At 72.8% G+C, this 25,456-nt stretch carries 25 protein-coding genes; 6 read left to right on the forward strand and 19 right to left on the reverse strand.

Going from position 1 to position 25,456, the window contains the following annotated elements; genetic code table 11:
* Nucleotides 1-61: 61 nt before the first annotated feature.
* The gene (locus ABTZ58_RS25915) at nt 62-2,545 is read right to left on the reverse strand and encodes an alpha-L-arabinofuranosidase family protein (protein WP_351361194.1); all 2,484 of its coding nucleotides are present in this window, start codon (nt 2,543-2,545) and stop codon (nt 62-64) included.
* 137 nt (nt 2,546-2,682) lie between these two features.
* Here ABTZ58_RS25915 and ABTZ58_RS25920 point away from each other — a divergent pair, with 137 nt between their 5' ends.
* Entirely contained in the window at nt 2,683-3,123 is a 441-nt protein-coding gene (locus tag ABTZ58_RS25920) for a DUF6314 family protein (protein WP_351361197.1), read from the forward strand.
* A gap of 34 nt (nt 3,124-3,157) precedes the next feature.
* Here the strand turns inward: ABTZ58_RS25920 and ABTZ58_RS25925 are convergent, their stop codons facing one another.
* The 3 genes from ABTZ58_RS25925 to ABTZ58_RS25935 form a co-directional block, all read right to left on the reverse strand.
* The gene (locus ABTZ58_RS25925; RefSeq protein ID WP_351361200.1) at nt 3,158-3,751 is read right to left on the reverse strand and encodes a histidine phosphatase family protein; all 594 of its coding nucleotides are present in this window, start codon (nt 3,749-3,751) and stop codon (nt 3,158-3,160) included.
* A 73-nt stretch (nt 3,752-3,824) separates the two neighbouring features.
* Nucleotides 3,825-4,265: a GNAT family N-acetyltransferase gene (locus ABTZ58_RS25930; RefSeq protein ID WP_351361203.1), complete on the reverse strand. Its 441-nt coding sequence runs from the start codon at nt 4,263-4,265 to the stop codon at nt 3,825-3,827.
* 39 nt (nt 4,266-4,304) lie between these two features.
* The gene (locus ABTZ58_RS25935; RefSeq protein ID WP_351361206.1) at nt 4,305-5,741 is read right to left on the reverse strand and encodes an aminotransferase-like domain-containing protein; all 1,437 of its coding nucleotides are present in this window, start codon (nt 5,739-5,741) and stop codon (nt 4,305-4,307) included.
* On the opposite strand from ABTZ58_RS25935, the gene ABTZ58_RS25940 reads away from it, so the two are divergent.
* Both ABTZ58_RS25940 and ABTZ58_RS25945 read left to right on the forward strand, forming a co-directional pair.
* Nucleotides 5,740-6,660: a DMT family transporter gene (locus ABTZ58_RS25940; protein WP_351361209.1), complete on the forward strand. Its 921-nt coding sequence runs from the start codon at nt 5,740-5,742 to the stop codon at nt 6,658-6,660. The genes ABTZ58_RS25935 and ABTZ58_RS25940 overlap by 2 nt on opposite strands.
* 93 nt (nt 6,661-6,753) lie before the next feature.
* Complete coding sequence (locus ABTZ58_RS25945; protein WP_010045242.1) at nt 6,754-6,954, forward strand: DUF1918 domain-containing protein; 201 nt, start codon at nt 6,754-6,756, stop codon at nt 6,952-6,954.
* Between the two features lie 2 nt (nt 6,955-6,956).
* On the opposite strand, the gene ABTZ58_RS25950 is transcribed toward ABTZ58_RS25945, so the two are convergent.
* Nucleotides 6,957-8,132: a glycoside hydrolase family 10-like protein gene (locus ABTZ58_RS25950; protein ID WP_351361212.1), complete on the reverse strand. Its 1,176-nt coding sequence runs from the start codon at nt 8,130-8,132 to the stop codon at nt 6,957-6,959.
* A gap of 233 nt (nt 8,133-8,365) precedes the next feature.
* On the opposite strand from ABTZ58_RS25950, the gene ABTZ58_RS25955 reads away from it, so the two are divergent.
* A complete protein-coding gene (locus ABTZ58_RS25955) occupies nt 8,366-9,241 on the forward strand; it encodes a 3-hydroxybutyryl-CoA dehydrogenase (RefSeq protein WP_351361215.1) in 876 nt (291 codons plus the stop codon).
* Nucleotides 9,242-9,263: 22 nt separating this feature from the next.
* Here ABTZ58_RS25955 and ABTZ58_RS25960 read toward each other — a convergent pair whose 3' ends face one another.
* The gene (locus ABTZ58_RS25960) at nt 9,264-9,494 is read right to left on the reverse strand and encodes a hypothetical protein (RefSeq protein ID WP_351361218.1); all 231 of its coding nucleotides are present in this window, start codon (nt 9,492-9,494) and stop codon (nt 9,264-9,266) included.
* Between the two features lie 219 nt (nt 9,495-9,713).
* Between ABTZ58_RS25960 and ABTZ58_RS25965 the strand changes: the two genes are divergently transcribed.
* Complete coding sequence (locus ABTZ58_RS25965) at nt 9,714-9,971, forward strand: hypothetical protein (protein ID WP_351361221.1); 258 nt, start codon at nt 9,714-9,716, stop codon at nt 9,969-9,971.
* Nucleotides 9,972-9,982: 11 nt separating this feature from the next.
* Here ABTZ58_RS25965 and ABTZ58_RS25970 read toward each other — a convergent pair whose 3' ends face one another.
* The 10 genes from ABTZ58_RS25970 to infC form a co-directional block, all read right to left on the reverse strand.
* Nucleotides 9,983-10,528, reverse strand: a complete 546-nt coding sequence (locus ABTZ58_RS25970) for an NUDIX hydrolase (protein ID WP_351361224.1) — start codon at nt 10,526-10,528, stop codon at nt 9,983-9,985.
* A gap of 107 nt (nt 10,529-10,635) precedes the next feature.
* On the reverse strand, nt 10,636-11,976 hold the full coding sequence (locus ABTZ58_RS25975) for an NsdA family TPR-like regulatory protein (RefSeq protein WP_351361227.1): 1,341 nt from the start codon (nt 11,974-11,976) through the stop codon (nt 10,636-10,638).
* A gap of 253 nt (nt 11,977-12,229) precedes the next feature.
* Complete coding sequence (locus tag ABTZ58_RS25980; RefSeq protein ID WP_351361230.1) at nt 12,230-13,255, reverse strand: PP2C family protein-serine/threonine phosphatase; 1,026 nt, start codon at nt 13,253-13,255, stop codon at nt 12,230-12,232.
* Nucleotides 13,256-13,470: 215 nt separating this feature from the next.
* Complete coding sequence (gene pheT, locus ABTZ58_RS25985; RefSeq protein WP_351361232.1) at nt 13,471-15,984, reverse strand: phenylalanine--tRNA ligase subunit beta; 2,514 nt, start codon at nt 15,982-15,984, stop codon at nt 13,471-13,473.
* On the reverse strand, nt 15,984-17,111 hold the full coding sequence (gene pheS, locus ABTZ58_RS25990; protein ID WP_351361235.1) for a phenylalanine--tRNA ligase subunit alpha: 1,128 nt from the start codon (nt 17,109-17,111) through the stop codon (nt 15,984-15,986). The genes pheT and pheS overlap by 1 nt, the downstream gene beginning before the upstream one ends.
* A 154-nt stretch (nt 17,112-17,265) precedes the next feature.
* On the reverse strand, nt 17,266-18,417 hold the full coding sequence (locus tag ABTZ58_RS25995; protein ID WP_351361238.1) for a sensor histidine kinase: 1,152 nt from the start codon (nt 18,415-18,417) through the stop codon (nt 17,266-17,268).
* Nucleotides 18,418-18,470: 53 nt separating this feature from the next.
* The gene (locus ABTZ58_RS26000) at nt 18,471-19,331 is read right to left on the reverse strand and encodes a TrmH family RNA methyltransferase (RefSeq protein ID WP_351361241.1); all 861 of its coding nucleotides are present in this window, start codon (nt 19,329-19,331) and stop codon (nt 18,471-18,473) included.
* An 88-nt stretch (nt 19,332-19,419) separates the two neighbouring features.
* Entirely contained in the window at nt 19,420-19,803 is a 384-nt protein-coding gene (gene rplT, locus ABTZ58_RS26005; RefSeq protein WP_003989074.1) for a 50S ribosomal protein L20, read from the reverse strand.
* 94 nt (nt 19,804-19,897) lie between these two features.
* Nucleotides 19,898-20,092, reverse strand: coding sequence for a 50S ribosomal protein L35 (gene rpmI, locus ABTZ58_RS26010; RefSeq protein WP_003977225.1), 195 nt, complete (start codon nt 20,090-20,092; stop codon nt 19,898-19,900).
* A 107-nt stretch (nt 20,093-20,199) separates the two neighbouring features.
* Nucleotides 20,200-20,862, reverse strand: a complete 663-nt coding sequence (gene infC, locus ABTZ58_RS26015) for a translation initiation factor IF-3 (RefSeq protein WP_351361324.1) — start codon at nt 20,860-20,862, stop codon at nt 20,200-20,202.
* 395 nt (nt 20,863-21,257) lie between these two features.
* Here infC and ABTZ58_RS26020 point away from each other — a divergent pair, with 395 nt between their 5' ends.
* Nucleotides 21,258-21,614, forward strand: coding sequence for a DUF1844 domain-containing protein (locus tag ABTZ58_RS26020; RefSeq protein ID WP_086605687.1), 357 nt, complete (start codon nt 21,258-21,260; stop codon nt 21,612-21,614).
* A 4-nt stretch (nt 21,615-21,618) separates the two neighbouring features.
* On the opposite strand, the gene ABTZ58_RS26025 is transcribed toward ABTZ58_RS26020, so the two are convergent.
* From ABTZ58_RS26025 to ABTZ58_RS26035, 3 genes are read right to left on the reverse strand one after another with little or no spacing between them, the layout of a single operon-like run.
* Complete coding sequence (locus ABTZ58_RS26025; protein WP_351361245.1) at nt 21,619-22,347, reverse strand: SseB family protein; 729 nt, start codon at nt 22,345-22,347, stop codon at nt 21,619-21,621.
* 44 nt (nt 22,348-22,391) lie between these two features.
* Nucleotides 22,392-23,570: a type VII secretion-associated serine protease mycosin gene (gene mycP, locus ABTZ58_RS26030; protein WP_351361248.1), complete on the reverse strand. Its 1,179-nt coding sequence runs from the start codon at nt 23,568-23,570 to the stop codon at nt 22,392-22,394.
* On the reverse strand, nt 23,567-24,547 hold the full coding sequence (locus tag ABTZ58_RS26035) for a hypothetical protein (RefSeq protein ID WP_351361251.1): 981 nt from the start codon (nt 24,545-24,547) through the stop codon (nt 23,567-23,569). The genes mycP and ABTZ58_RS26035 overlap by 4 nt, the downstream gene beginning before the upstream one ends.
* Nucleotides 24,548-25,456: the final 909 nt, after the last annotated feature.

A 25,456-nucleotide genomic window follows, 5' to 3' on the forward strand; every position in this document is an offset into this window, starting at 1 on the left:
GGTGGTCTCGCGCGAGTGGGCCGCTGCCCGGAGGACAGCGGCCCACGAGGGGAGACGGGTATCACCCCTGCTTGATCCGCAGGAACGTCACGGAGTTCGCCGGGAAGGTGTAGGTGAACTTCTCGGCCGCACCCCGGAACGTGGACGTCACCGGCGTCACCGGCGTGTCCGTCTCGGTGTTCACCGCGTCCGGGTCGGCGGCGAGCGTGGTCACTCGGGCCGTGGAGGCGACCTTCGCGCCCCCGAGGTCGACCGATGTGCGGGCCTGGGCCGACTGGGCGTTGACGACCTTGACGATCAGGTCACCGGTCCTGGCGTCCTCGGTGACGACCTGGCGGAACGGCTCGGCCGGCTTGTCGTCGGTGAAGCCGCCCCACAACTCGCCGTCGAGGAACAGGGTCACCTGACGGCCGCGCACCTTGATGTCGATGTCGTAGGCGCGGCCCGTCTCGATGGACCCGGCCTTCGTCAGCAGGGTGCCCTTGCCGCCGTCCACGGCCTGCTCGATCGCGGACTGGGTGTTGTTCCAGCCGCCCAGGTTCCACCAGTAGTGGTTGCCGGTGTCCTTGACGCCGAAGGCGACGAGGAAGCCCTCCTTGCCGGACTTCTTGGTGGCCTTCACATGCAGGTCGTAGTCCTTCCAGGCCGGATCGCCCGCCGTGACCATGGTGTTCTCCGCGGCGGTGTCGGTCTGCACGTACTGCCCGTCCTGGATGCTCCAGCTGCCGGCGCCCCGGTGCTGCCACTTCGAGGCGTCACCGGAGAAGTCGTCGCTCAGCAGCGTCGAGCCGTCCGCCGAGGTGACCTTCACGTCGTCGTACGCGGCGCTCGTCGCCCACGTCGACAGGCCGACGGCGCCGGTGATCGGGCCGCTGACGTCCGGCGTGGTCGTGGCCTTCGAGGGGACCACGCGGTCGCCGACGTTCGTCATGAACAGCTTCTGGACCTCGTAGTTGGCCGAGTTCCATGAGGCCCGGTTGTTGAACCAGATCATGTCCGGCCGCCACTGCACGTAGTCCTCGTTGGCGAGCAGCGGGGCGTAGGAGGCCAGCTTGACGATGTCCGCGTTGCGCTCCAGGCCGGTCATGAAGGCGGCCTCGGCCAGGCCGTTCTTCCACGCGTTGCCCTGGGAGGCGTACTCGCCGAGGAAGACCTTGGGCCCCTGGCGGTCGTAGGAGTCGTAGCGGTCGTTGTTCTGCAGGAACCAGTTCGGGCTGTTGTAGTAGTGCTCGTCGACCATGTCGACCCTGCCCTCGCGGTTGAGCTGCCAGGCGGTGTCGAAGGTCGGGCCGGCGTCGTCCGGGCCCGAGTTGGAGATGACCGTGATGTCCGGGTACTTCGCCTTGATGGCGGCCCGGAACCGCTCGAAGCGGGCGAAGAACTCGCGCGGGAGGTTCTCCTCGTTGCCGACCCCGATGTGGGTGAGGCGGAAGGGCTTCGGGTGGCCCATCCGCGCGCGCACCTTGCCCCACTCGGAGGTCGCCGGGCCGTTGGCGAACTCGATGAGGTCGAGGGTGTCCTGGATGTGCCGCTTCAGCAGGGCGTCGTCGTCGGTGGCCTTGTTCTGGCCGCAGCCGGTCACCAGGGCCGGGACGACGGGCAGCGGCATGGCGCCGATGTCCTCGGAGAAGCGGAAGTACTCGTAGTAGCCGAGGCCGTAAGTCTGGTTGTAGCCCCAGAAGTTGGCGTTGGTCGCGCGCTCCTCGACGGGTCCGATGGTGTCCTTCCACTGGTAGCTGCGCTTGCGCTGCCAGTTCGAGGACTCGCTGTAGTCCTCCATGGAGCCGGTGTTGACCAGGCAGCCGCCGGGGAAGCGCACGAAGCCGGGCTTCAGGGCGGCGATCTTCTCGGCGAGGTCCTCGCGCAGGCCGTTGGGCTGGTTCTTGTACGTCTCGCGCGGGAACAGCGACACCATGTCGAGCGCGGCGGCGTGCGTCGCGGCGACGGCGAGACGGCCCCGGTTGCTGGTGCGCGTCGGGGTGAAGGTGGCCTTGTACTTGGCCCAGCCGCCCCTGACGGCGACCTGGCGAGCGGTGGCGAGGCCGCCCGCGGCGTCCTTCAGGGAGACGGTGAGCGTGCTGCCGCCCTCGGCACGGGCCCACACGGAGAAGTCGTACCGCTTGCCCTGCTCGAGACGGATGCCGGTGTTGTAGCCGGCGTTGGTGACCGACGAACCGGCGCCCAGGGAGAGGTAGTTGCGGTTGCGCTCGTTGAGCCGGCCGGAGTCGTTCACCACCTCGGCCGTGCCACCGACCGCCCAGGAGGTCAGGGGCGTGTACGAGCCGTTGTCGGCGGTGGAGTACTCGAAGGAGCGGTTCTGCACGAGTTCGGCGTACAGACCGCCGTCGGCGGCCCGGTTGATGTCCTCGAAGAAGACGCCGTACATCGTGTCGTCGATCGTCGCGCCCCGGGCGGACGGGTCGACGGTGATCGCGTAGTCGGTGACGTCCTCGGCGTGCGCGGGGGCCGGTACGAGGGCTGCTGCCGTCAGGAGGGCGGTGACGGCGAGGCCGGCTCTCCATCGGGTGCGGACGGTGCGTGGCATGGATACTCCGCGGCTCTCTGGTAGAGGAGTGTTCGAAATATCAGACATTGATCAGCACTTCGAACGGCAAGATAGGGAGGGGGCAGGTGCGCGTCAATGGGTCGCGCAGCACCGGACAGGACGGAGAGCGGGGCAGGATGGGCGAGTTCTGGCCAGTGCCGGACGTACTGGCGTATCTGGCCGGGCGCTGGCGCGTGACGCGGTCGGTGCGGGATCACGCGAGCGGCGCGGAGGGCGAGTTCACCGGCAGCACCCGGTTCGAGGCGCTGGAGACCGGAGGGCTGCTGCACCTGGAATCGGGCACGTTCGTCTGGCAGGGCGTGGCCCGGCCCGCCGAGCGGACGCTGCGGTTCCTGCCCGGTCCGGACGGCACGGCGGACGTGCGGTTCGCGGACGGCCGGCCCTTCCACGACCTGGACCTGACGTCCGGGCGGCACGTCGCCGACCATCCCTGCGCGGCGGACCTCTATCGCGGCGAGTTCACGGTCCGCGACGCCGGCCACTGGCGGACGGTGTGGCGCGTCCGCGGACCGGCGAAGGACCTGGTGCTGCGCACGGAGTACGCACGCGAGGCGTGAGCGCCCGAAGGGAACCTGCGCGTGAGCGGACGTACTACGCGCGCGAGCGCTGAGCCGCCGCCCCGTCGAACCGCAGATGCCAGCGCCCCGCGCGACCCGTCACCGTGGTCGTCGACAGCGGGCGGACGTCGATGTTCCAGTACGTCGCGGGCGGCGCCTTCAGGGCGTACACCAGGGCGGCGCGGATCACGGACGGCTCGGCCACCGCCACCACCCGGCAGCCGTCCTCCACGGGCCGGGTGTCCAGCCAGCCGCCGACGCGGGTGATGAAGTCCACCAGGGACTCACCGCCGTGCGGCGTGGCCCGCGGGTCGGCGAGCCAGGCGTCCACGGCCTCGGGCTCCCGGGCCATCGCCTCACCCAGGGTCAGCCCGCGCCACCGGCCCATGTCGCAGTCGCGCAGCCCCAGTTGAACCAGCGGCGCGTACCCGAGCCCCTCCCCCGTCGCCCGGCTGCGCGGGGCAGGCGAGCAGTAGCGCAACTCGGCCGCCGCGAGCGGCAGCAGGTCCTGGACGACGCGCTCCACCTCGCCCCAGCCGGCCTGGTCCAGGGGCCGGTCGTCCTCGAAACGTTCGGCGAGCAGCGGTGCGCTGCTCGCGGCGGCGACGAACGTGACCCGAAGTGGCATGCCGCGATCGTGGGCGCCGCAAGTGCGCAGGTCAAGAGGTGTTGCCTGGGAGTTACCGAGGGTGCGGCGGCCCTCACTGCCCGAAGAGGAGCACCATCCAGTGCTCGGGCCGCTCCAGGGGCGCGAACCCGATCTTCTCGTACACGCCGTGCGCGTCGTGCGTGGCCAGCAGCACCCGCCGCACCCCGTAGGACCGCACCTCCTCCCGCGCGGCCGTCACGAGCGCCGTCCCGACGCCCTTGCCGCGCACCGACGGGTCCACGTACACGTCGCACAGCCACGCGAAGGTCGCCCGGTCGGTGACGACCCGGGCGTAGGCCACCTGCTCCCCCGAGGCGGTGTCGTACACACCGAAGTTGAGCGAGCCCTCGATGGCACGGTCCTGCTTCTCGCGCGGGCGGCCCAGCGCCCAGTAGGCGTCGATGGACAGCCAGCGGTGCACGCGCTCGGCGTCGACGCGGGAGGAGTCGGTGGATATCTCGTAGCCCTCGGGCAGGCTCGGTGTGTCGGTCATGACGGGATGCTCGCAAATCAGCTGTCCGGGGTCGAGCGGTTATCCCAGCACCTCCGCGCACGCCGTGCGCAGCCGCCGCACCCCCTCCGTGATCTCCCCGGTCCCGGCGACCGCGGCGAAGCTCAGCCGCAGGTGCGCGGCGGGCGGCTCGGCGCTGAAGTAGGGGCGGCCGGGCGTGACGGCGACGCCGGCGCGCAGGGCCGCCGCCGTCAGGGCCGCCTCGTCCGTGCCGTCGGGCAGGCGCGGCCACAGGTGGTAGCCGCCGGACGGGATGTGCGCGAGCTCCAGCTCCGGCAGGTGCAGCCCGAGCGCGCCGGTCATCGCGTCCCGGCGCGCCCTCAGCTCAGCGGAGACGGCCCGCAGGTGCCGTGGCCAGGCGGGTGAGCCGACGAGTTCGAGCGCGGCCTCCTGCAGGGGGCGGGGCACGAAGAAGGTGTCGACGACCTGGATGGCGCGCAGCCGCTCCAGGACCGGCCCGCGGGCGGCCAGCGCGCTCACCCGGAAGCTCGGCGAGGTCGCCTTGGTCAGCGAGGAGACGTGGACGACGACGCCGTCGGGGTCGTCGGCGGCCAGCGGGCGCGGCAGCGGCCCGGCGTCCTCGTGCACGAGCCGCCGCACGAAGTCGTCCTCGACGACGAACGCCCCCGCCGCCCGGGCGATGCGCAGCACCTCGGCGCGCCGCTCGGGCGCGAGCACCGCGCCGGTGGGGTTCTGGAAGAGCGGCTGGCAGACGAAGGCCGGTGCTCCGGTGGCGCGGAACGCGTCGGCGAGCAGCGCCGGTCTCACGCCGTCGGCGTCCACCGGGACGGGCACCGGGCGCAGGCCGGCGGCCCGGGCGATGGCGAGCATGCCGGGGTAGGTCGGCGACTCGACCAGGACGGGGGCGCCGGGCGGGGCGAGGGCGCGCAGGGCGGTGGTGAGCGCGGACTGGCCGCCCGCGGTCACCAGCACCTCGGCGGCGGTGACGGAGCCGCCGATGGCCCGCGCGAACCACTCGCGCAGTTCGGGCAGCCCTTCCATGGGCGGCCGCCCCCAGGCACCCGGGCGGCGCCCGGCCCGGGACAGGGCGGCGGCCATCGCCCGCTCGGGCTGGAGCGAGGGGTGCAGATAGCCGCCGTTGAACTCGATCACGCCGGGCGGCGGCGCGGCCAGCGACACCAGCACCCCGGAGGCGTCCACCGAGCGCGGTACGAGGTCGGCGGCGCCGTCCGCGCTGAGCGCCACCTCCTGCCAGGAGGTGTCGCCGGTGGGAGCCGGTGCCGTGCGGGGCTGTGCGCGGAAGGCGCCCGCGCCGGGGCGGGTGACGACGAGGCCTTCGGCGGCGAGCTGTGCCAGCGCCCGCGACACCGTCACCGGACTGACCCGGAACCGCTCGACCAGCGCCCGGCTGGACGGCAGCTTTCCACCCGGTGAGTAGCGGTCGAACTCACGCCTCAGCTGTTCCGCCAGTTCAGCCACGCTGCTACGCTCATGCATGAGAGCACAGAGTAGCGCTACTGCCGCACCCCGGATAGCAGTCGCCACCCCGGAGCGGGACCGCCCCGGCTTCGGCACCCTCCAGGCGGCCCTCGGCGTCGTCGCCTTCTCCCTCACCTTCCCCGCCACCGCGTGGGGTCTGGAGGGGTTCGGGCCCTGGTCGCTCGTCGCCGTGCGCAGCGTCCTGGCCGCGCTGATCGCGGGCGGTGCTCTGCTGGCCCTGCGCGTACCGCTGCCCGCCCGCCGCCACTGGCCCGGTCTGGCCGTCGTCGCGGCCGGTGTCGTCCTCGGCTTCCCGCTGCTGACGACGCTGGCGCTGCGGACCTCCACCACCGCGCACGCCGCCGTGGTGGTCGGCCTGCTCCCGCTGACCACCGCGCTCTGCTCCGCGCTGCGCGTCGGCACCCGGCCCTCGCGCACCTTCTGGGTCGCGGCGCTCGCCGGTGCGGCGGCCGTGGTGGCCTTCACGGTGCAGCAGAGCGGCGGCGCCCTGACCACCGCCGACCTGTACCTCTTCGCGGCGCTGCTGGTGTGCGCGGCCGGCTACACCGAGGGCGGCCGGCTGGCCCGGGTCATGCCGGGCTGGCAGGTGATCGGCTGGGCGCTGGTGTTGTGCCTGCCGCTGACCGTGCCCGTGGCCGTGCTCGCGCTGGCCCACGAACCGTGGCAGCTGACCGGGCACAGCGTCACCGGGCTGCTGTGGGTCGCGGCGGGCTCGCAGTTCCTCGGGCTGGTCGTCTGGTACCGGGGCATGGCGGCCATCGGCATCCCGAAGGCCAGCCAGTTGCAGCTCGCTCAGCCCCTGCTCACACTGGTGTGGTCGGTGCTGCTGCTGGGCGAGCACCTGACGGTGGCCGCCCCGCTGACGGCGGCGGCGGTGCTCGTCTGCATCGCCGTGACACAACGGGCGCGCGGCTGAGCAGGGCGGTGCACGGCCCCTGCCGACCCGCGTACCCGGCCGTGGGCTTCGAGGCCACGGACCGCTGCTCCGCTCCCTGTGAGGAGGCCCCAGATGCGCGCAACCGTGGGCGACCAGCTTGTCCAGCACGGCAGGGTGGTCGGTCAGCACGACAAGGTCGGCGAGATCGTCGAGGTGCTCGGCCAGGAGGGCAACCCGCCGTACCGCGTCCGGTTCGAGGACGGGCACGAGGGCGTGTGCTCGCCGGGGCCCGACACCGAGATCCGCCACCGGGAGACCACCACCGGGCCGTGACGTCAGCGCGGGGGCTCCGCCGGTTGCCCGTAGTGGTCGGCGACCACCCTCGCCATCGCCCCGGTCCGGTCGGCCGCCACGTCCCTGGCGCCGAAGAACACGTGCCCGCGCACCTGCGCGTGCTCCTTGGCGAGCGCCAGGTGCCGGGACAGTTCGGCCGGGTCCTGCCAGGGCGCCGCCTGGGCGGGGTCGCCGGCCTTGTACAGCGCCTCCCCCACGTACAGCTGGGTCGAGCTGCCGCGCGCCACCTCCGTCCACCAGGGCAGCAGCTTGGCGTAGTCGGCGGCGGCGAAGCCGATGTTCCAGTACAGCTGCGGGACGATGTAGTCGATCCAGCCCTCGCGCACCCACTTCCGGGTGTCCGCGTGCAGATCGTCGTACGTCTCCACGCCGGCCCGGCTGTCGGAACCGGCCGGGTCCGTCGAGGCGTTGCGCCACACGCCGAAGGGGCTGATCCCGAAGCGGACGCCCGGCCGGGTCTCCTTCACGCGGTCCGCGGTCTCGCGCACCAGCCGGTCGATGTTGTCCCGCCGCCACGCGGCCCGGTCCGGGAACCCGCCGCCGTGCTCCTCGTAGGCCGCGTCGTCGTCGAACGTCTCCCCGGCCACCGGGTAGGGGTAGAAGTAGTCGTCGAAGTGCACCCCGTCGACGGGGTAGCGCGCCACGGCGTCCAGCATCGCGTCCTCGACGAAGGCCCTGACCTGTGGCAGCCCCGGGTCGTAGAAGAGCTTCCCGCCGTAGGCGACCACCCAGTCGGGGTTCCGGCGGGCCGGGTGCGAGGCGGCGAGCCGGGTCGGGTCGGCGTGGGCGGCGACCCGGTAGGGGTTGAACCAGGCGTGCAGTTCCAGGCCCCGGGCGTGCGCTTCCTCCACGGCAGTGCCCAGCGGGTCCCAGCCGGGGTCCTTGCCCTGGGTGCCGGTGAGGTACTGCGACCACGGCTCGTACGGCGAGGGCCACAGGGCGTCGGCCGTGGGCCGGACCTGGAAGACGACGGTGTTGAGCCGGTTGCGGACGGCCGTGTCGAGGTGGGTGAGGAGCTCGGAGCGCTGCTGCGACGCGGTCAGCCCCGGCTTCGACGGCCAGTCCCGGTTGGCCACCGTCGCCAGCCACACACCCCGCATCTCGGGGACCGGCGCGCCGCCCCTGCGCCCGGGGGCGGCCGATGCCGCGGGCGTCATAGCGAAAGCCGACAGCGCCGCCACGGCGAACGCCCTGCGTGAGACTCGTCCCATGCGCATGCCCCAAATGCCGCGGATCCGCCCGGTCGCGGATCGCTCCGCGCCCAGCATGCCCGAACCGCACCCGCCCCCCGCGATCGATCATCGATACTTGGCGGTAACGTGCACGAACGGAGCAGGCGCCGGGACCCGGCCGGCCTGCCCGGTCGTGGATCAGCAGCGAAAGGGACGATGTGACGGACACCCCAGCGGGAGACATTGCACGCGTCGGAGTCGTGGGCTGCGGTCAGATGGGCGCGGGGATCGCCGAGGTGTGCGCCCGGGCCGGCCTGGACGTCATGGTCGCCGAGACCACCGGAGAAGCCCTGGAGATCGGCCGCACCCGGCTGTTCACCTCCCTGGCCAAGGCCGCCGAGCGCGGCAAGATCACCGAGGAGGAGCAGGAGGCCACGCTGGCCCGCCTGAGCTTCACCACGGACCTCGGCGAGTTCGCCGACCGCGACCTGGTGATCGAGGCGGTCGTCGAGAACGAGCAGGTCAAGACCGAGATCTTCCAGGTGCTCGACCAGGTCGTGACCCGGCCGGACGCCATCCTGGCCTCCAACACCTCCTCGATCCCGCTGGTGAAGCTGGCGGTGGCGACCTCGCGGCCGGACCAGGTCATCGGCGTCCACTTCTTCAACCCGGCCCCGGTGCAGAAGCTCGTCGAGCTCATCCCGGCGCTCACCACGTCCGAGGGCACGATCAGCCGCGCCCAGCTGTTCACCGAGAAGCTGCTCGGCAAGCACGCGATCCGTGCGCAGGACCGGTCCGGCTTCGTGGTCAACGCGCTGCTGATCCCGTACCTGCTCTCCGCGATCCGCATGTTCGAGACGGGCATCGCCAGCCGCGAGGACATCGACAACGGCATGGAGATGGGCTGCGCCCACCCGATGGGCCCGCTCAAGCTGTCCGACCTGATCGGCCTGGACACGGTCGCCTCCGTCGCGCAGTCGATGTACGAGGAGTACAAGGAGCCGCTGTACGCCGCTCCCCCGCTGCTGCAGCGCATGGTCGACGCGGGCCGCCTCGGCCGCAAGACGGGTTCGGGCTTCTACACGTACGGCTGACCGCCCGGTCGCGCGCCGCACCTCAACGCCGCCGCTCCTCCGGCCACGGCCGGACGCGGCGGCGTCCCCATTCCACCGCCTGCTCGTTCAGGCGGCCGCGCAGCCATCCCGTCCACAGGGCGAGCGGAGCGGCCACGAGGGCCACCAGCAGCGCCGTGCCCCATCCCGTACCGCCGGAGGAGTACCGGATCACCACGGCCATGACCGCGTAGAGCGCCAGCGCGTACGCCGCGTTCTTCTGCCACTTCGTCATGACGTCCCGGGTACCCTCGGAGGCCGATTACGGACGGTCAGATTTCGGCCAAGCGGCGGGCCCGGCAGCCGGATTGGTGCCGGGCCCGCAGCATTCACACACCGTGTGCGGGCCGGGCTCGCATATGCCCCTCGCACACTCTCCCCAGGCACCCACCAGGGGAGTTGACTCCTGTGCACGTACCAGGGATGTGTCATGACTACGGAAAGGAGCGGACTCGTGACCGTCGATCCCGAGCATCCCGTCGTCCATGGAGAACTCGCAGAGTTACGACGCCGCCTCGATGTGGCGTGCGCCCGCGTCGAGGGCGGCCTGGCACTGCTCAGTCACCGCACCCAGGAGACCGCCAAGGAGATCGAGGAACTCAACACCCGGATCCACACACTGGAACACGCGCGCTGGCCGCTGCCCGCGGTAGCCGCCCTCACCGCCGTGGGTGCCCTCGTCGTGGCGATCTGGCAGGCGTTCGGACGGTAGGCCACACCGGGTCAGGGCAACGGGTCCTGTCCGAGCCTGAGATGGTGCAGCAGAAGTAACGCGGCCGCCATGTTGGCGGCCGGGACCTCGCCGCGGGCGACCATGTCGGGGACGAGTTTGAGGGGCACCCATTCCCGGCGGTCCGACTCGAAGTCGTCCACGGGGTGCCCGACGTACTCGCCCTCGTCGGACCAGTACACGTGGTGCCGGGCGTCGGTGAGCCCGTTGGACGGCTCCACGCTCATGAGGTGGTGCAGGGGTCCCGGCCGCCAGCCGGTCTCCTCCTCCAGTTCCCTGGCGGCCGCGCGGGCGATGTCCTCGCCGTCCTCCACGACCCCCGCCGCGAGTTCCCACCCCCAGCTGTCCGTGATGAAGCGGTGCCGCCACAGCAGCAGCACCTCGTTGGCCCCGTTGACCACCGTGGCGACGGCGACCGGCCGCAGCCGTATGAGGAAGTGGTCGAGGTGCTGACCGTCCGGCAGTTCGACGTCTGCGAGATTGACGCTGAACCAGCGGTTTGCGTACACAGTTTGTTCGTTGTGTTTCGTCCACTGCACGGTTCTGCCACCTTCCGTCGGGTAAGGGGCAATATCGCAGCAGGGACGTGGGGACAGCAGGCGCACAGGAAGCGGCGCGGGATCAGGCGGGCGACGCAGCCCGGGATCTACAACGGTACGCGCAGGGCTCCGTCGATGAGTTCGGCGGCATCGGTCGTGCCGGCGCACCCACTGCGCACCAGGTGCTCGCGCACCGCGCGCAGCCGGTCGCGCAACCGCTGGGACTCCATGCCGCGGGCCTGCTCGGCCATCTGCACGGCGATGGCGACCGCCTTGTCGGCGTTGCCCTGCCGCAGCTCGATGGTGCTGAGCATCGCGAGCCGGTGCACACGCCCCCGGTCGTGCGCCGGGTTGTCGACGGCCGCCGCGGCGTGCTCCCCCGCGGCCGCGATCTCGCCGAGGCTGAGCAGCGCCTCCGCCACCTGGACGTTGACCAGGCCCGGCTGGACATAGCCGGTCTCGTCGGGCTCGTGACCGCGCCGGATGCGCTCGGCGGCCTGCTCGGCGCGCCGGATGCGGGACAGGGCGCTGCCGCCGTCGCCGAGATGCGCGTACGCCTTGGCCTGCATCGCGTAGAGGTCGGAGGCGAGCGCCGGGGTGATGTGCTTGCCGGCCGCCCGCAGCGCGGCCTCCGCGAAGGCCACCGCCTGCCGGTACTCCCGCATGAACAGCGACTGGTTGACCAGCAGGGCGATGACGTACGCCCCGAGCCCCCGGTCGCCGCTGGCCTTGGCGAGACGCAGCGCCTGGTGGAAGTAGCGCTGGGCGAGCCCGTGCGCGTCGGAGTCGTAGGCGCAGATGCCGGCGACCGCCACCAACCCGCCGGTGGCCCGGTGCAGTTGGCGGCCGGTCTCGTCGGTGTAGCTGCCGCGCAGCAGCGGGGCGGCCTCGGCGTTGAGGAAGCCGACGATCCGGGCGCGCGTCGCGATACCCCCGGCCTTGCGGTACATCTGCTCGTAGTGGGTGCGGGCCGCCCGCAGCATCTCCAGGTCGCCCGGGGTGACCCGGTGTCTGCCGCCCCGGGAGACGTCGACGTCCTCGGGCGGGTTCTCCCACTCCCACACGGGCATCACGGCGGGGGTGCCCGTGAGGGCGGGCGCGTCCAGGATGTGGGGGCGCTGCTGCTGGTCGGAGCGCCACAGGGCGGTGGCCCGTTCGACGAACCCGGAGAGCGAGCCGGTGTGCGGGGCGGACGGTTCGCCGGGCACGCCGAGGCCGATGTCGTCGAGGGTGACCTGCCGCTGCAGCCGGGCGGCGAGCACCTCGCAGATCAGGTCGGGCACCTGGCCCCGGGGGCGCTGCCCCTTCAGCCACCGGGCGACGGCGGTGTGTTCGTAACGCAGGGACAGACCTCGTGCCCGTCCCGCCTGGTTGACGTGTGCGGCCAGCCCCGCGTGCGAGATCCCCGCCTCGTCAAGGATCGCGTCCAGCAGAGTGTTGGGCTGCATGTGGGCCCCCCGGGTGGCTCGGTGCGGACAGATTAGTGGTTCCGCGTTCACACGGGGTGTGAACGGAGTGCTCGAATCCGCACTGTGTGCACGCTGTCGCTCTGCGTGGCGGGCCGGTTGACTGAAATGCCTCGCAAGAGGCCGGCCGGGCCGCCGGCTCCCCCTCACACAGTGCGGCGGCCCGCTTCCGCCGTCCGCCCGGCCGCCTGCCCGACACTCCGTGGCGGGGCGGACGGCATCGCCGGCCGGGTCGCTATCGCCCGGGTGCGCTGCCGGGTGCGGGTCCCTCGTGGCCGGCCGCGCGGCTCCCCGCGCCCTTGAGGATCGCGCGCCGGCCGTTGGTGAGGACCAGCAGGGCCATGTCGTCCTGTGGTGCGCCCCGGGTGTGGTGCCGGAGAGCGGTGGAGACCCGGCCGAGGACGGTCCGCGACGAGGACGGCCCGTCCCGTACGGCGCTCTCCAGCACGGCCGGCAGGGGGAAGAACCGGCCACGCCCGTCCCGCGCGTCCTGGGCCCCGTCCGTGTGGAGGAACAGGCCGTCACCGGGCCGCAGACACCCCAGGCCGACGGTGGGCAGGTCGGTTTCCGGCAGAGGGAACATCCCCAGGGGCGGATACGGGTCTGCGGCGGCGAGTTGTTCCACCTCGGTGCCGCTGAGCCGGTACGGCCACGGGTGACCGCAGTTCAGCGCGAGGATCTCGCCGTCGGGCCGGATCTCCACCAGCAGCAGGGTCACGAACTCCTCGAGGTCACCGGTGGGGTGCTCCTGACGCAGGTGCCGGTCCAGGGCGCGCTCCAGCCGGCGCAGCACTCCGCCGAGGTCCTTTTCGTCGTGCACCGCCTCACGGAAGCAGCCGAGCACGGCGGCGACGGTGCCGAGCGCTCCGATCCCGTGTCCGCGGACGTCTCCCATCACGGCCCGGACGCCGTACTCGGTGGCGACGACCTCGTACAGGTCGCCACCGATCGCGGCACCGCGCTCCGCCGACACCTGGGCGGCGGCGACGTCCAGCCCGTCGACGTGGGACGGCGGCGGACGCAGCAGCGCGTTCTGCGCGGCGCCCGCGACCCGGCGCAGCTGCCGCAGCTCACGCGTCAGCGACCGGCGCGCGTGGAGGATCAGCCCGGTGCCGACCACGAAGAAGACGGCGCTGGTGAGGATGCGCGCCGGAAGATCGTCCTGCTGGGCGAGCGGGCAGGCCAGCTTGTACGTGACGGCCGCCGCGCCCCACACCGTCGGCAGTCCGAGGAAACGCATCCGGCCCCTGACGCGGATCATGCCGATGGCCCCCCATCAGGCCCCTGACACACAGAATCGGACCGGCCCGAGAAGGCCGGTCCGATTCTGTGGGACAGTCCACCCGAAAAGGCGGGATCACCCACCTTTACCACTCGAACGAGTGAGGTGACCCGCCCCGCAAGGGGCACGGGGAACTGCGCGATCTGCCGCAACGAACCCGCAGCCGACGTCACCGCACAGCCAGCCCCACGGCGCTAACTCCGCAACTCGGCCCCCACGCGCTCACCGGCGAGGGCGACGGCCGCGTCCCGGGCCGCGGACGCCTCGTCCACGGTCAGCGTCCGGTCGGCCGCCCGGAACCGCAGCGCGTAGGCGAGCGACTTCCGGCCCTCGCCCAGCTGCTCGGCGTTCTCGTACACGTCGAACAGCCGGATCGACTCCAGCAGCTCACCGGCGCCCTCCCGCAGGGCCGTCTCGACCTCGGCCGCCGGCACGAACGCGTCGACGACCAGGGCCACATCCTGCGTGGCGACGGGGAACGTGGAGATCCGCGGTGCCCCCACCGTGGCGTCGCCCGCCGACTCCACCGCGTCCAGGTCGAGCTCCATCGCACAGGTGCGCGCGGGCAGGCCCAGCGCCTTCACCACGCGCGGGTGCAGCTCGCCGGCGTGCCCCACGACCCGCTCGGCACCGTCCACGGTCACGGCCAGCTCCGCGCACCGCCCCGGGTGCCACGGCCCGTACTGGCCCTTGCGAATGATCAGCTCGGCACCGGCCTCACGGGCGACGGACCGCGCCGCCTCGACGGCGTCGGCCCAGTCCGCCGGACGGCCCTTGCCCCACCAGCCGGCCTGCTCGCGCGCACCGGCGAGCACGACGGCGACGTGCCGCGGCTGCTCGGGCAGTGCCGCGTTCAGCTCGGCGAGTTCCTCGTCGGTCGGGCGGCGGTCGACGGGCAGCACGGCGGCGATGCGCTGCTCCTCGCGCGGCCGGAAGACCAGGCCGGACTCGAACAGCGCGAGGTCGTGCGAGCCCCGGCCGTCGTTGCGGCGCAGCGCGGCGAGCAGGCCCGGCAGCAGCGTCGTGCGCAGCGCGGGCTCCTCGTCGCTGAGCGGGTTGCTGAGCTTCACGACGCGGCGGGCCGGGTCGTCCTTCTCCAGGCCGAGCTGGTCGAAGACCGGCTCGCCGATGAAGGGGTAGTTCAGCGCCTCGACGTAGCCGGCGCCGGCCAGGGCGCGGCCGACGCGGCGGTGCAGCCGCTGCCGGTCCGTCAGGCCGAGGCCGGCCGGCGGCTTGGGCAGCGTGGAGGGCAGGTTCTCGTAGCCCTCCAGCCGGATGACCTCTTCGGCCAGGTCGTTCGGGTCGGTCAGGTCGGGCCGCCAGGACGGCACGGTGACGAGGAGTTCGTCCTGCCCGTACACGTCGCAGCCGATCTCCTGCAGCCGCCGGACGACCGTCTCGCGGCCGTAGGCGACGCCCGCGACCTTGTCCGGGTGGTCGGCCGGGATGGTGATGGTGCGCGGCGCGCTCGGCGCGAGGACCTCGGTGACGCCGGCCTCGGCGGTGCCGCCGGCGAGGAGGACCAGCAGGTCGACCGTGCGCTGCGCGGCAGCGGCGGCGGCCTGCGGGTCGACGCCGCGCTCGAAGCGCCGGGACGCCTCGGAGGACAGCTTGTGCCGGCGGGCCGTGCGCGCGATGGACACCGCGTCGAAGTGCGCCGCCTCGATGACGACGTCCGCGGTGGCGTTCTCGGTGTCGTCGTGGTCGGCGATCTCCGTGTCGGCGCCGCCCATGACACCGGCGAGGCCGATGGGGCCGCGGTCGTCGGTGATCACCAGGTCCTCGGCGTCCAGCGTGCGCTCCACGCCGTCGAGGGTGGTGAGCTTCTCGCCCGGCTCGGCCCGGCGCACACCGATGGTCCCCTGGACCAGGGACCGGTCGTAGGCGTGCAACGGCTGGCCGAGCTCCATCATCACGTAGTTGGTGACGTCGACGGCGAGCGAGATCGGGCGCATGCCGACCTTCTGCAGCCGGCGCTGGAGCCAGATCGGCGAGCGGGCCTCGGCGCTCAGGCCGGTGACCGTGCGGGCAGTGAAGCGGTCACAGCCGGTCGGGTCGGAGATCCGCACCGGGTAGCCGTACGCGTTCGGGCCGGGCACGTCGATCAGCGCCGGGTCGCGCAGCGGCAGGCCGTAGGCGATGGCGGTCTCGCGGGCGACGCCGCGGATGGACAGGCAGTAGCCGCGGTCGGGCGTGACGGCGATGTCGAGGACCTCGTCGACCAGTTCCAGCAGCTCGACGGCGTCCTTGCCGACCTCGGTCTCCGGCGGCAGCACGATGATGCCCTTGGTGCCGTCGTCGCCCATGTTCAGCTCGTCGCTGGAGCAGATCATGCCGCGCGACATCTTGCCGTAGGTCTTGCGCTCGGCGATCTGGAAGTCACCGGGCAGGACGGAGCCGGGCAGGGCCACGACGACCTTGTCGCCGACGGCGAAGTTGCGGGCGCCGCAGACGATCTCCTGGGGCTCGCCGGTGCCGTTGGCCTGGCCGACGTCGACGGTGCAGAAGCGGATCGGCTTCTTGAACTCCGTCAGTTCCTCGATGGTCAGCACCTGGCCGACGACCAGCGGGCCCTTGAGGTCGGCGCCGAGCTGCTCGACGGTCTCGACCTCCAGACCGGCCGAAATGAGCTTGGCCTGGACGTCCCGGCCGGTCTCCGTCGCCGGCAGGTCGACGTACTCCCGCAGCCAAGAAAGCGGGACCCGCATCAGATCTCCATCCCGAACGGCCGGGTGAACCGGACGTCACCCTCGACCATGTCTCGCATGTCCTCGACGTTGTGGCGGAACATCAGCATCCGCTCGATGCCGAACCCGAAGGCGAAGCCGCTGTACTTCTCCGGGTCGACACCGCAGGCCCGCAGCACGCGGGGGTTGACCATGCCGCAGCCGCCGAGCTCGATCCAGCCCTCGGACGAGCAGGTGCGGCAGGAACGGTCGGGATTGCCGACGGACTCGCCCTTGCAGACGTAGCAGAGCATGTCCATCTCGGCGCTGGGCTCGGTGAACGGGAAGTAGTTCGGCCGCAGCCGGGTCTTCATGTCCGCGCCGAACAGCGACCGCACCATGTGGTCCAGGGTGCCCTTGAGGTCGGCCATCGTCAGGCCCTCGTCCACCGCGAGCAGCTCGATCTGGTGGAAGACCGGCGTGTGCGTGGCGTCCAGCTCGTCGGTGCGGAACACCCGGCCGGGGCAGACGATGTAGACCGGCAGCTCACGGTCGAGCAGGGCGCGCGCCTGCACCGGGGAGGTGTGCGTGCGCAGCACGACGCCGGAGCCGGACTCCTCGGTGCCCTTGGGGCCCTGCACGAAGAAGGTGTCCTGCATCTGCCGGGCCGGGTGGTCGGGCAGGAAGTTGAGCGCGTCGAAGTTGAACCACTCCGCCTCGGCCTCCGGCCCCTCGGCGACCTCGTAACCCATGGCCACGAAGACGTCGGCGACCCGCTCCATCATGGTGGTGAGCGGGTGGCGGGCGCCGGACGGTACGCGGTCGTAGGGCAGTGTGACGTCCACCGCCTCCTCGACGAGCACGCGCGCGTCCCGCTCGGCCTCCAGCTCGGCCTGGCGCGCGGCGAGCCCCTTGTTGACGGCGCCGCGGGCCTGGCCGACGCGCTTACCGGCCTCGGCCTTGGCGTGCGGGGGCAGGGCGCCGATCTCGCGGTTGGCGAGGGCCAGCGGCGAGGCGGGGCCAGTGTGGGCGACCTTGGCCTCGTGGAGCGCGTCGAGGGAGTCCGCGGCGGCGAAGGCGGCGAGCGCCTCGTCCCGCATGCGCTCGATCTCTTCCGGTTTCAACGTCTCGACCTCGACCGGGTCGTACGACTTATTCGGTGCCGACATCTCTTCCCGTGCTTCCGATTGTCCCCCAGCTGTCGCTGGGAGGTGCCCCGAGGCTGAAGGTCCCCGTCACCGGCTCCGACGGCCGTCTGCGGGACACAAAGGTGCCAGGGGCCGAGTCTAACGGGGTGGAGGTGTACGAATGCGCCCGTGGGCCTCAGGCGAGATACGCCGGGGCCGCCACGGGCAACGTAAATCGGAACTCGGCGCCGGCGCCGGGGGCGCGGCCGACCGTGATGGTACCGCCGTGGGCCTCGACGATGCCCTTGACGATGTAGAGCCCGAGGCCCGTGCCACCGCGCTTGCTGCCCCGCCAGAAGCGGGTGAAGACGCGGTTCATGGACTCCTCCGGGATGCCGGGCCCCTCGTCGCTCACCGTGACCGACGTGGCTGCGTACTCGGCGGGCTCGCCCTCGCGGGAGGACGCCGTGGCCGTGACGTCGATCGTGACAGTTCCCTCGCCGTGCCGCACGGCATTTTCCAGCAGGTTGCTGAGCACCTGATCGATCTTGTCCGGGTCGGCCCACAGATCGGGCAGCGGCTGCTGGACGCGCAGCAGGAAGCGGTCGGCGGGCTGCCCGGCGGCGACGTAGGCCTGGATGTGCCGTCCGACGGCGGCGCCGATGTCGACGGGCTGGCGGCGCAGCTCCAGGCGGCCGGAGTCGATGCGGGAGATGTCGAGCAGCTCGGCGATGAGCCGGGTGACCCGGTCGGCGTCGGCGTCGACGGTCTCCAGCATCAGCCGCTTCTGGTCGTCGGTGAACCGTTCCCACTTGGCCAGCAGCGTGGCGGTGAAGCCCTTGACGGAGGTCAGCGGGGAGCGCAGCTCGTGGGCGACGGTGGCGATCAGCTCGGCATGGCTGCGCTCGGTGCGGCGGCGGGCCTCGGTGTCGCGCAGGGTGACGATCAGGCGCCGCACGGGTCCGGTGGGGTGGGTGCGGACGTAGCGCGCGGAGACCAGCACCTCGCGTCCGCCGGGCAGCAGGAGGTTGCGCTCGGGCTGTCCGATCCGGATGGCGAGGCCGCCGTAGGGGTCGGTCAGCTGCCACCAGCGGCGCCCTTCGAGGTCCTCTAACGGCAGGGCCTTCTCCAGGCTCTGCCCGAGGGCGTCGCGGGCGCGGACGGCGGTGATGCGCTCGGCGGCGGCGTTGAAGCAGATGACGCGGCCCTGCTCGTCCGCGACGACGAGCCCGTCGGGCAGCTGGTCGGGGTCGATGCCGAGGCCGGCGAGATCACCGGACGGCCGGGTCGCGGCGGGCGGGCTCCCGGCGTCCCGTGCTCCCGGTGCGCTGCTCGTGCCGACGCTCATCCCCGTACCCCACCTCTCAGGCTCCGCGGAGGGTCCCTGAGCTGGTCACCCTACTAGTTCCCGGTGACGGAGCGGCACCCTCCGGGGGCGCGCTGTGCACGCGCCGACGCATAGAGACATACGGCGGCGGCGGTGGCGAGGTTCAGGCTCTCGGCCTTCCCGTGGATCGGGACGCGTACGACGGCGTCGGTGAGGGCGCGGGTCTCCTGCGGCAGGCCCCAGGCCTCGTTGCCGAAGACCCAGGCGGTGGGCCCGCCCATGGTGCCCTTGTCGAGTTCGTCGTCGAGGTCTCGGTCGCCCGCCCCGTCGGCGGCGAGGACGCGGACACCGGCGGCGCGCAGCGCCTCGACGGCCCGCTCCACGGGGACGCCGACGGCGACGGGAAGGTGGAACAGGGAGCCGACGGAGGCGCGGACGGCCTTGGGGTTGTACACGTCGACGGAGGCGTCGGTGAGGACGACCGCCTCCGCGCCGGCGGCGTCGGCGCAGCGCAGCACGGTGCCCGCGTTGCCGGGGTCGCGGACGTTGGCGAGGAGGGCGACGAGCCGCGGACGGGCCGCGAGGACCTCCTCGAACGGCGTGTCCAGGAACCGGCAGATACCGACGAGTCCCTGCGGGGTGACGGTGGTGGAGATGTCGGCGATGACCTGCTCGGCGGCCAGGTGCACCCGCGCTCCGGCGTCCCGGGCGGCCCCGACGATGTCGGCGTACCGGTCGGCGGTCTCCGGCGTCACGAACAGCTCGACGAGCGTGGCCTCGCCCCCGGCCCGGTGCCCGGCCGCCTCCCGCACGGCCTGCGGTCCCTCCGCGAGGAACAGCCGCTCCTTCCCCCGGAAGTTCCGCTTGGCCAGCCGGCGTGCCGCCAGGACGCGGGCGGAGCGGGGGGAGATGAGCTCGGGGGTGGCAGGGGACATCCTGTTCGCTTTCTCGGTAGCTGCACAGCAGGACCCGCAGGCCGTTCGGCCTGCGGGTCCTGTCAGTCACATCGGCTCGAAGCCGGCGTCAGGCCGCCTTGGGGGCGTTGACGTCGCTCGGCAGCGCCTTCTGGGCGACCTCGACGAGCGCGGCGAACGCACCGGCGTCGTTGACGGCCAGCTCGGCCAGGATCTTGCGGTCGACCTCGACGTTGGCGGCCTTCAGACCCTGGATGAAGCGGTTGTAGGTCATGCCGTTGGCGCGGGCAGCGGCGTTGATGCGCTGGATCCACAGCTGGCGGAAGTCACCCTTGCGCTTCTTGCGGTCGTTGTAGTTGTAGACCAGCGAGTGGGTGACCTGCTCCTTGGCCTTGCGGTACAGGCGCGAACGCTGACCGCGGTAGCCGGAGGCCTGCTCGAGGATCGCCCGGCGCTTCTTGTGGGCGTTGACTGCCCGCTTGACGCGTGCCACTTCTTAACTCCTTGTAGCGGGGCCGCGGTGATCCTCACACGGCCCGAATTCGATTGGGTCCCGGTCCTGACGTGCGGCGCTCACGCGCCGGGCGTCACTTGCCGAGAAGCTTCTTGATCTTCGCGGCGTCGCCCGGGGCCATCTCGGCGTTGCCGGTGAGGCGACGCGTCACACGGGACGACTTGTGCTCGAGCAGGTGGCGCTTGCCGGCGCGCTCGCGGAGCACCTTGCCGGAGCCGGTGATCTTGAAGCGCTTGCTGGCACCGCTGTGCGACTTGTTCTTCGGCATAGCGCCGTTCTCTCCTCGTCGGTGGCGCTCCGGTGCCCGGTCGCGAAACCGGGCACGGTGGAGCGTCGTCTTGTTTCGGTTGCTTCCTGGGACCGGGGTCCCGGGGGTCACGCCTCGGCGGGCTCCTCGGCGGGCTCCTCGGCCGGCTCCTCGGCCGACGCCTCGGCGTCCGCGGCGTTCTGCGACTTGCCGGGGTTGGCCTTCGCTTCCGCCTTGCGGGCTTCCTGCGCCTGGCGAGCCTCGGCCATCGCCTCGGTCTTCTTCTTGTGCGGACCGAGGACCATGATCATGTTGCGGCCGTCCTGCTTCGGGTTCGACTCCACGAACCCGAGGTCGGCCACGTCCTCCGCGAGACGCTGCAGCAGCCGGTAGCCCAGCTCGGGCCGGGACTGCTCGCGACCACGGAACATGATCGTGATCTTGACCTTGTCGCCCTGCTTGAGGAACCGAACGACGTGACCCTTCTTGGTGTCATAGTCGTGCGGGTCGATCTTCGGCCGGAGCTTCATCTCCTTGATGACCGTGTGCGCCTGGTTCTTGCGCGCCTCACGGGCCTTCATGGCCGACTCGTACTTGAACTTCCCGTAGTCCATGAGCTTGCACACGGGCGGACGGGCGTTCGCCGCGACCTCGACCAGGTCCAGGTCGTACTCCTGCGCAAGCTCCAGTGCCTTGGCCAGGGGGACGATGCCCACCTGCTCGCCACTGGGACCGACAAGTCGCACCTCGGGAACGCGAATCCGGTCGTTGATGCGGGGCTCGGCGCTGATGGATCCTCCTCGGTAGCACCACGCGACGGTCTGGCGGACGGCCGCGTAACGTCTCTGTTCGTTAGACCTAACCGCGCCGAAGCACAAAAAATGCCCCGGACGATTCCCAGGCGGGGCTCCTCGAACTACCGGAGCACCGCCGCGGGATCCGCGGGGCGCGCTTTCGGACGGATCGCCGCCGCTGGGACGGAACCGTCTGACCGGTGACCCGCCGCCCTGGGGGTGGTCGGGTGGGAGTTCGAAAGCCTCCACTTGTGGGCCGGGCGCGCGGGCTGTGAGGCATACGTGTCCGACCGGTCGTTACACGAGGTTACCAGCATTGGCCAGGAAGGGCTAATTCAGACGCCGCGGGCCCTGGTGCGGCACGCTCCCCTCGTGCGCCTATCGTGTGGGGCATGAGTGAGACCCCTCCTGAGTCCCCCGACTTCGACGCCATGGCCCGCGACATCGCCGAGGTCCCGGCGGTCGAGGTGATCGTGACGGTCGCCGTCAACCTGATGAGCGCGGCCGCCGTGAAGCTCGGTCTGACCGAGGAGGGCGACAAGCACAAGGACCTCGACGAGGCCCGCAAGCTGGTGCACGCGCTGGCCGGTCTGCTGGACGCGTCCACGACCGAGATCAGCTCCTTCCACGCGGCCCCCCTGCGCGACGGCCTGAAGTCGCTCCAGCTGGCGTTCCGCGAGGCCTCGCTCGTCCCGGACGAGCCGGGCCAGGGCCCGGGCGAGAAGTACACGGGCCCGGTCTACGGCTAGCGGTTCAGCGTACGAAGAGGGGCTCGCCCGGGGGCGTCGCCTCGGCCGGCAGCAGTGCCAGGTCGAGGCCGCGCACCAGGCGGGCCCTGAGTGTTTCGTCGGCGGCCAGGCGCCCGGCGACGGCCCGCGCGGCTGTGGCCGGGGCCGCGGACGGGTCCAGGACCAGGGCCAGGGTGCCGTCGGCCTGGCCGGGGCCGAGATGAGCGCGCAGCACGGCGGGCTCGGCGGCCACGGCCTCGCGTACGGCCGCGACGACGGCCGGGTCGGCGAGCGGGTCGGTGGTGGCGCGGCCCTCCGCCAGGGCGAGCAGGGCGGGGCCGGTGAGCTCGAACGGCACGGGCCCGGCCAGGTCCAGCACGATCGTGTCGGCCTTCTCGTGCGCGGCGGCCTGCAGCGCCTGGTGCAGCGGTACGGCGACGGGGCGCGCCCCGGGGTCCCAGCGGGCGAGGGAGTCCGTGGAGGTGAAGGCGGGCAGGGCGGTGCGACCGCCGGCCTTGAGGGTCGGTACGGCCATCTCGCTGGTCTTCTCGCGGCGCAGTCCCCGCTCGTCCTCCTCGACCTCGCCGAGCACGGCCACGACGGGGACCAGCAGCCGGGCGCCCCTGAGGGCCTCCAGCACGGGTCCGACGGCGGTGCGGTCCTGGGACCAGGCGGCGAGGGCCGCGCTCAGCCGGGGGTCGGCGGAGCCGTCGTCGTCGGAGAAGCCGGGGTCGGGGATGTTCTTGTTCGCCACGGTCGTCGAGCCTATCGGCCGGGTGGCAGGCGCCGGGCAGCGGCTCAGAAGTCCTGGTGGCCCGTGCGCCGGCCGCGCCACAGGACGACCGCCGCGACCAGCAGCACGCCGCCCGCGCCGCCCGCGAGGGGGGCGGCCCAGTCGGCGGTGCCGTCGCCGGAGGAGGCGGCGTCCGGGCCGCTGCCGAAGTACTTCTCACCGTAGGACGCCGACTGCAGGCCCTCGGGCTTCAGGCGGGCGGCGGCCCTGATGGCGGCGGCCGGGTCGACGAAGCCGAAGCCGCGCGAGTCGTCGCGGCCGTCGACGGGGGCGTTGCGGGCGGTGTCCTCCAGGAGCGTCTTGATCTGGGCCGGGGTCAGGCCCGGGTGGGCGGCCTTGACCAGGGCGGCGGCGCCGGAGACGAAGGCGGCGGCGGCGCTGGTGCCCCAGCCCTCGTAGTACTTGTGGTCCGGGTCGGCGATGACGACGTCGACGCCGGGGGCGCTGACGGTGGCGTACCAGCGGCGGGTGGAGAAGGAGGCGCGGGTGCCGGCGCGGTCGACGGCGGTGGCGGCGATGACGCCCGGGTAGGCGGCCGGGTAGGAGATGCGGTCGCCCTTCTCGCCGCCGTTCCCGGCGGAGGCGACGACGACCACGCCCTTCTTCAGGGCGTACTGGATCGCCTGGTCCTCGGTGGGTTCCGGGTGGGCGGAGGCGGAGTCGTCGCCGAGGGAGAGGTTGATGACGTCGGCGCCGTGGTCGGCGGCCCAGCGGATGCCCTCGGCGAGGGCGTTGCCGCGGGTGTTGCGGGCCTTGGCGCGGGAGGGGTCGCCGTCCTCCAGGATCACGCGCACGGGCAGGATCTTCGCCTCGGGGGCGATGCCGAGGACGCCGTCGGCGTTGCCCGGGCCGTGTCCGTGCCCGGCGATGATGCCGGCCATGGCGGTGCCGTGGCGGGCCCAGGCGCGGTCGCCGGGCTCGGCTCCGAAGCCGACCAGGTCCTTGCCGGGCAGGACGTTGCCGGCCAGGTCGGGGTGGTCGGCCTCGACGCCGGTGTCCAGGACGGCGACGGTGACGCCCGCGCCCTTCGTGGTCTGCCAGGCCTGCGTGGTGTGCATGGCCTCCAGGGCCCACTGCTGGGCTCGGATGCCGTCGGCGTGGGCGGTGGCGGCCGGGACCAGGGTGAGGCCTGCGGCGAGGAGCACGCTCAGGAGCCCGCCCGCGCGGGAGGTGAGGGCTTTCACGACGGCTGCTCCGTGGCCGAGCGGACGTTCTTGCGGAGGTCGCGTTCGACGCGGTCGGCGAGGCCCTGGGCCTCGTGTCCGAGGCCGGCCTGGGCGGGGGCGGTGGTGGCGCCCGGCCCCATGGCGTCCCCGGCGGGCTGGGGGTCGTCGACCGTACGGCCGTCGGCCCAGCCGGAGACGGCGTAGACGACGACCGGGGCCTCGGTGAGCACCGAGACGGTCCAGGAGGCGCGCTGCTCGGCCGCGAAGTCCGCGGCGGGGGTGTCCTTCGCGGCGTACGGCAGGGGCATCAGGTCGCTGCGGCGGTCCAGGCGCTCTTTGCGGAAACGGTTCGCGAGGGAGGTCATGGCCGGGGCGTCGGCCGTGGTGAAGAGCAGGCCCACGGTGGTCACGTAACTCTCGGTGGCGTCGGTGTAGGTGGCGCGCAGCAGGCGTTCGCAGCCGACGGGGGCGAGGGCCTTGCGGAGCAGGGGGTCGAAGGCGTCCTTGCAACCGCTGTCCGGGGCGACGGCTATCCGGGTCCAGGTGCGGTCGGCGCCGCCGGGGCCGGCGCCGCGGCCCTGCACGGTGCGGGGGAACAACTGGTCGACCGGGACGCTGTGCCAAAGGCTGCCGGCGGCGCTGAACGTGCTGCGCGCGCCCTCCTCGCCGGAGTCCCCGACGAGCCAGCTCCCGGTGACCGCGCCCGACATCAGCCCCAGCCCGAGCACCAGGCAGACGGCGGCAGCGGCGGCCTGCGACGCCCCCCGCCGCCCGATCGGCCTGGGCCGGGCGGCCCCGTCGTACCCCTCGGGCTGCCCGAACGACACGCGGGGGCGCGTGGCGCCCGGAGCACCGCCGGGGCTGAGGGGAGCGCTCCAGGAGAGCGCGGGGTCGGGCGAGACGGGGCTCGTGTCCGTGGCCGGCGGGGTGCCGGGAGCCGGGCGGTGGGCCGGAACGGGCGGGGTGGGCCGCTGGACGGACCACTGGGGGTGCATGGTGCCGCGCGGTGGCTCGGTGGGGACGGGCGGGGCCGGCCGCCGCGTCGGGGCGGCGCCGCGGGGCCGGTCGACGGACGCCGGAGGGGTCGCGTGGTGGGGCCGGTCGGCGGGCGCCGGAGGGGTCGCGTGGTGGGGCCGGTCGGCGGGCGGCCGGGACTGCCGGGTGGGGGCGGCGCCGCGCGGCCGGTCGGTGGGGCCTGCGGGTGCGGCTCGCTCGGCGGGGGGCGCGGGCAGGCGCGTCCCCCGGGCGGTGGCGGACGCGGCACCGGTTTCCGTGCCGGCACAGACGTCCCTGCCGGGACCGGCGTTGCCGTCGGCGCCGGGCCTCGGCTCGTGCGTCGGGCGCGGCGGGATGTCGGAGCGGACGGAACCGGAACGGTCCGCCGGCGTCCGGGGTGTGGCGGGCGTGCCCTGCCGACCTGGACGACCGGAGGATCCGGCGGAGTCGGTGGCGAGCGGGTCCCCGGCGCCCGGGCGCGTACGGGCCGTGGATTCGGACGGGTACTCGCCGGAGGCCCGGGCGGGGCGGGGAGGGGGCAGCCGGAACGGCCGGCCGGTCGCGGCCGCCGAGCTCCCGGCAGAGGCGTCGGCACGGCCGGGAGGGGCGAAACGCCGCGACGCGGCACCCGCCTCGGAGAAACCCCCGGCAGGGCCGCCCTCGCCGGAAGGCGACGACCCACCAGCCGCCTCTGACGAGGCTTCGGCACGGCCGCCCTCGGCCGCACGCGACCACCCACCAGCCACCTCGGACGAACTCCCGGCAGGACCGCCCTCAGCCGCACGCGCGGACCCATGAACCGCGCCTCCACGACCGCCCTCAGTCGCACGCTGGGACCCGTCAGCCGACCCCGCACGGCCGCCCTCGGCCGGGCGCGGTGAGGTGCTGGTCTCCTGCGGTGACGTGCC

Source organism: Streptomyces sp. NPDC094143, from assembly GCF_040303825.1.
Lineage (GTDB): Bacteria > Actinomycetota > Actinomycetes > Streptomycetales > Streptomycetaceae > Streptomyces.